We start from the raw sequence: 3541 nt of genomic DNA, 5'->3' as shown, positions 1-3541 counted from the left end.
CGGCAATATGTTCGAGCACGCAGCGTTTGTGTTCGGCGGCGATCTGGTGGGCCGGGTGATCAAGTTTGGCGAACTCGCTTGAGGCGTTGATAAACGCGCAGCCGGAAAATCCCATGCCCTTGAAGGCGCGGCCATGAAACCATTCTTCGAGCGCATCAAACATCGCAAGCAACTGATCGCGCGGATTGGGTGATGCCTTTTGCATTTCAGCGCTCAGCCAGTCGCGGAACTGTTCATCGCGGCGGGTAAGGGCGGCCAGGATCAATTCATCCTTTGACTTGAAGTGTTTGTACATCGTCATTTTGGCGACGCCGGACTCGGCCAGAATCTTGTCGATTCCGGTGGCGTTGAAGCCCTGTGTATAGAAAAGACGCAGGGCCGTATCGACGAGAACGTCGCGTTTAGACTTCAATTTTCTTACTCCAATAGTCAGACCGGTCTGTATTCTTGTGGCGGGAAATCCGCAGAATTGCAAGCGTTTCAGATACAGGAATGGTCATTCCAAAAATATATTTGACAAGTAGACAGACCTGTCTGTATATATGTTTTCAACACTGATCAACCCGAACTTGTTTAGGAGAGTTTTAATGACCCGTATTTCCCTGCCTGCTTCGATCGATGCTGCACCGGAAGCTTCCCAGCCGCTTCTTGAAGGTGTGAACAAGATGCTTGGTTCGGTTCCGAACCTGTTTCGTCTGACGGCAAACAGCCCGGCTGCCCTTGAAGGGTATCTTGGTCTGAATGGGGCGCTTGCCAAAGGGGCGCTTGATCCGCAGACCCGCGAACGCATTGCCCTTGCGGTCGCACAGCTTAATGGCTGTGACTATTGCCTGTCGGCGCATACCTATCTGGGTAAAAACATCGCCAAACTTGATGACGCCGAGATCGCGGCAAACCGCAATGGCACGTCGAGCGATCAGAAAGCGGATGCGGCTGTGCGCTTTGCCGTCGCTTTGGTTAAAAACCGTGGCCAGGTTAGCGAAGGTGACGTGAGTGCCGCCAAACTTGCCGGTTACAGCGAGGCGGAACTGGTCGAGATCGTGGCGCATGTCGCGCTCAATACCCTGACCAATTACCTCAACGAAGCCTTTGATACCCCGATTGACTTCCCGGTGGTTAACGCCTCCGCAGCGTAACAACCGGCAACTCCCCCGGTCGGCATTCCCCCCTCCGCATGTTGCTGCGCGCCGACCGGGGTTCCTTTATCGACCAAAAACCAAAGGATCAGATGATGTCACGGCCACCTCTTCCGCCTTTTAACGTCGAAACTGCCAAACAAAAGGTCCGTATGGCCGAGGATGGCTGGAACGGCCGCGATCCTGAAAAGGTGTCGCTGGCCTATACGCCAGACAGCCGTTGGCGGAACCGCGCCGAGATTTTCGAGGGCCGCGAAAACATCGTTGCATTCCTGACCCGCAAATGGGCCAAGGAGCAGGAGTACCGCTTGATCAAGGAACTCTGGGCGTTTCATGAAAACCGCATCGCGGTGCGCTTTGCCTATGAATATCGCGATGACAGCGGCAACTGGTTTCGGGCCTATGGCAACGAGAACTGGGAATTTGATGAAGACGGCCTGATGCGCCATCGCGTGGCATCGATCAATGACAAGCCGATTTCGGCTGAAGACCGGCTGTTCCATTGGTCGCTTGGCCGCCGTCCGGATGATCATCCGGGGCTGTCAGACCTGGGACTTTAGTCCCGATTTAGATCACCCCGCCATGTTCCGGGTCCTTTTGCGGACAGGAAAGTTCGGCGGAAACGCGTTCTACCCGGCAGGCAAGATGGTGCGTCCCCGGTGCTGTCTTGCCTGTACCCCCGCCCCCCGCAAAGGAGACTGAACATGATTATCAAATATATCGCCTTTTCGATTACCTCGACCGCCGTGCTTTTTGTCTCTTCTCTGCTGACCTTTACCCCCTGAAGGTCAGGGACCATTTGGTCCGTTTCTGATGCCTCCCTGAAAACTTGCCGGGCCCCTTTCGGGGCCCGTTTTTGTGTGTTGGTAATGGGGTTGGGTCAGCTTGCCAGGGCGGATTTGATGAAATCCTCAACCGATTGTGGCTTGCGTCCGACGAGTTTTTCGAAATCGTTGCTCACGGTTTCGTAGTCGCCTTTCTTCGCCCCGACATAGAGACCGGCAAGCGCTTCGATCAGGTGATCGGGCAGGCCAAGGCTTTTGAGGATGCCGGTATGGACCTCAGCGGGCAGGTCGACGAACTTGACCGGCTTGCCGGTGGCGTCTGCGATATAGCCGGCAATTTCGGCGTGCGTCACACCCTTGGTCCCGGTCAGGTCATAGATTTTGTTCACGTGATCAGCGGGCTTGGCAAGGACCACTGCGGCGGCCTCTGCCAAGTCATTGCGCGGGATATAGGTGATTTTGGCATCACCCGCCGGGGCACCAAAGTCGCCGGTTTCAAGCGCATGTGGGACACCGGCCAGCAGAAGATCGGCATAGAAGCTGTTGCGCAAAATGGTGAAGGCGAGGCCGCTTTGGCGGATGTAGTTTTCGGTATCAAGGTGAATGGCCGAATAGGTGAAATCGGCATCCGCCTTGGGATCGACAATACCGGTATAGACGATGTGTTTGACACCTGCGGCCTTGGCAGCATCGACAGCGGTGCGGTGTTGTTTGATGCGGGTTTCGTTGTCGTCCTCGGCCGAGATGATGAGGGCGGTGTCAATGCCCTTAAACGCGGTCGTCATCAGGGCAAGGTCATTGAAATCGCCCGCGCGGACATCAATGCCCTTGGCAGTCAGGTCTGCGGCCTTTTCCGGCTTGCGCACACTTACCGCGATGTCGCTTGCCGGGATGCGATCCAGCAGATGTTTGACAACAAGGCTTCCGAGTTGGCCGGTGGCGCCTGTGATGAGGATGGTCATGTCAGTTTCTCCGATAAGGGGTCAGGCATCGCCTGTTCATGGGAGAAATCTGGACCCAATAATGCATATGATCAATTCGATGGGTATGATAATACTTATGCATGAAAATCGATGAATTGGATATTGATTATCGCCTGCTTCGGCTGTTCCTGACGATTTATGACGAGGGATCGGTGACGGCAGCCGCACATCGCCTTGATGTCGGGCAACCGACGGTCAGTCACGGGCTGGATCGGTTGCGCCAGATTATCGGCGACCCGCTGTTTGTCCGGTCAGGCAGATCAGTTGCACCGACCGCACATGCCGACGAAATTGCGCCACAGGTGCGTGGGTTGTTGCAGGGGATGCGTGGCCTGACCCGTGTGGTGGCGTTTGATCCCGGTAATGCCGATCATTCTGCGCGCTTTGTGCTTGGTGCTAATGATTACGAGGTGGCGGTGATCCTGCCGGCCCTGATGAAGCGTTTGCAAAACTGTTCTGCTGATGTGCAGCTTCAGGTCGTATCGGTGCCGGGCGTGGAGCGGATGGTCAAATGGCTGCGCGATGACACGATTGATCATGCGATCACGATTGATCAATCGGGCAAGCATGGCGATATCGCCCGGCAGGGCCTGTTTCGCGAACGGATGCGGTGCTTTTATGATCCGGCATTTCACGA

At 55.6% G+C, this 3541-nt stretch carries 5 protein-coding genes; 3 read left to right on the top strand and 2 right to left on the bottom strand.

Translation table 11 applies throughout. The annotated features are described in order from the left end of the window. A partial coding sequence (locus tag B3Z49_RS10500; RefSeq protein WP_296990638.1) for a TetR/AcrR family transcriptional regulator occupies positions 1 to 412 on the bottom strand: 412 nt, incomplete at its 3' end. A gap of 175 nt (positions 413 to 587) precedes the next feature. Between B3Z49_RS10500 and B3Z49_RS10495 the strand changes: the two genes are divergently transcribed. Together B3Z49_RS10495 and B3Z49_RS10490 are read left to right on the top strand one after the other, a co-directional pair. After that, positions 588 to 1136: a carboxymuconolactone decarboxylase family protein gene (locus tag B3Z49_RS10495; RefSeq protein WP_064780558.1), complete on the top strand. Its 549-nt coding sequence runs from the start codon at positions 588 to 590 to the stop codon at positions 1134 to 1136. A 95-nt stretch (positions 1137 to 1231) separates the two neighbouring features. Beyond that, a complete protein-coding gene (locus B3Z49_RS10490; protein ID WP_296990636.1) occupies positions 1232 to 1696 on the top strand; it encodes a DUF1348 family protein in 465 nt (154 codons plus the stop codon). Positions 1697 to 2016: 320 nt separating this feature from the next. Here the strand turns inward: B3Z49_RS10490 and B3Z49_RS10485 are convergent, their stop codons facing one another. Further along, positions 2017 to 2883, bottom strand: a complete 867-nt coding sequence (locus B3Z49_RS10485) for an SDR family oxidoreductase (protein ID WP_296990634.1) — start codon at positions 2881 to 2883, stop codon at positions 2017 to 2019. Positions 2884 to 2984: 101 nt separating this feature from the next. On the opposite strand from B3Z49_RS10485, the gene B3Z49_RS10480 reads away from it, so the two are divergent. Next, on the top strand, positions 2985 to 3541 hold a 557-nt coding region (locus tag B3Z49_RS10480; protein WP_296990632.1), incomplete at its 3' end, for a LysR family transcriptional regulator.

Source organism: Thalassospira sp. UBA1131, assembly GCF_002311515.1.
In the GTDB taxonomy this organism is placed as follows: Bacteria; Pseudomonadota; Alphaproteobacteria; order Rhodospirillales; family Thalassospiraceae; genus Thalassospira.
Note: the sequence above shows the minus strand (reverse complement) of the source record. Positions and strands in the feature narration are given on the sequence as shown.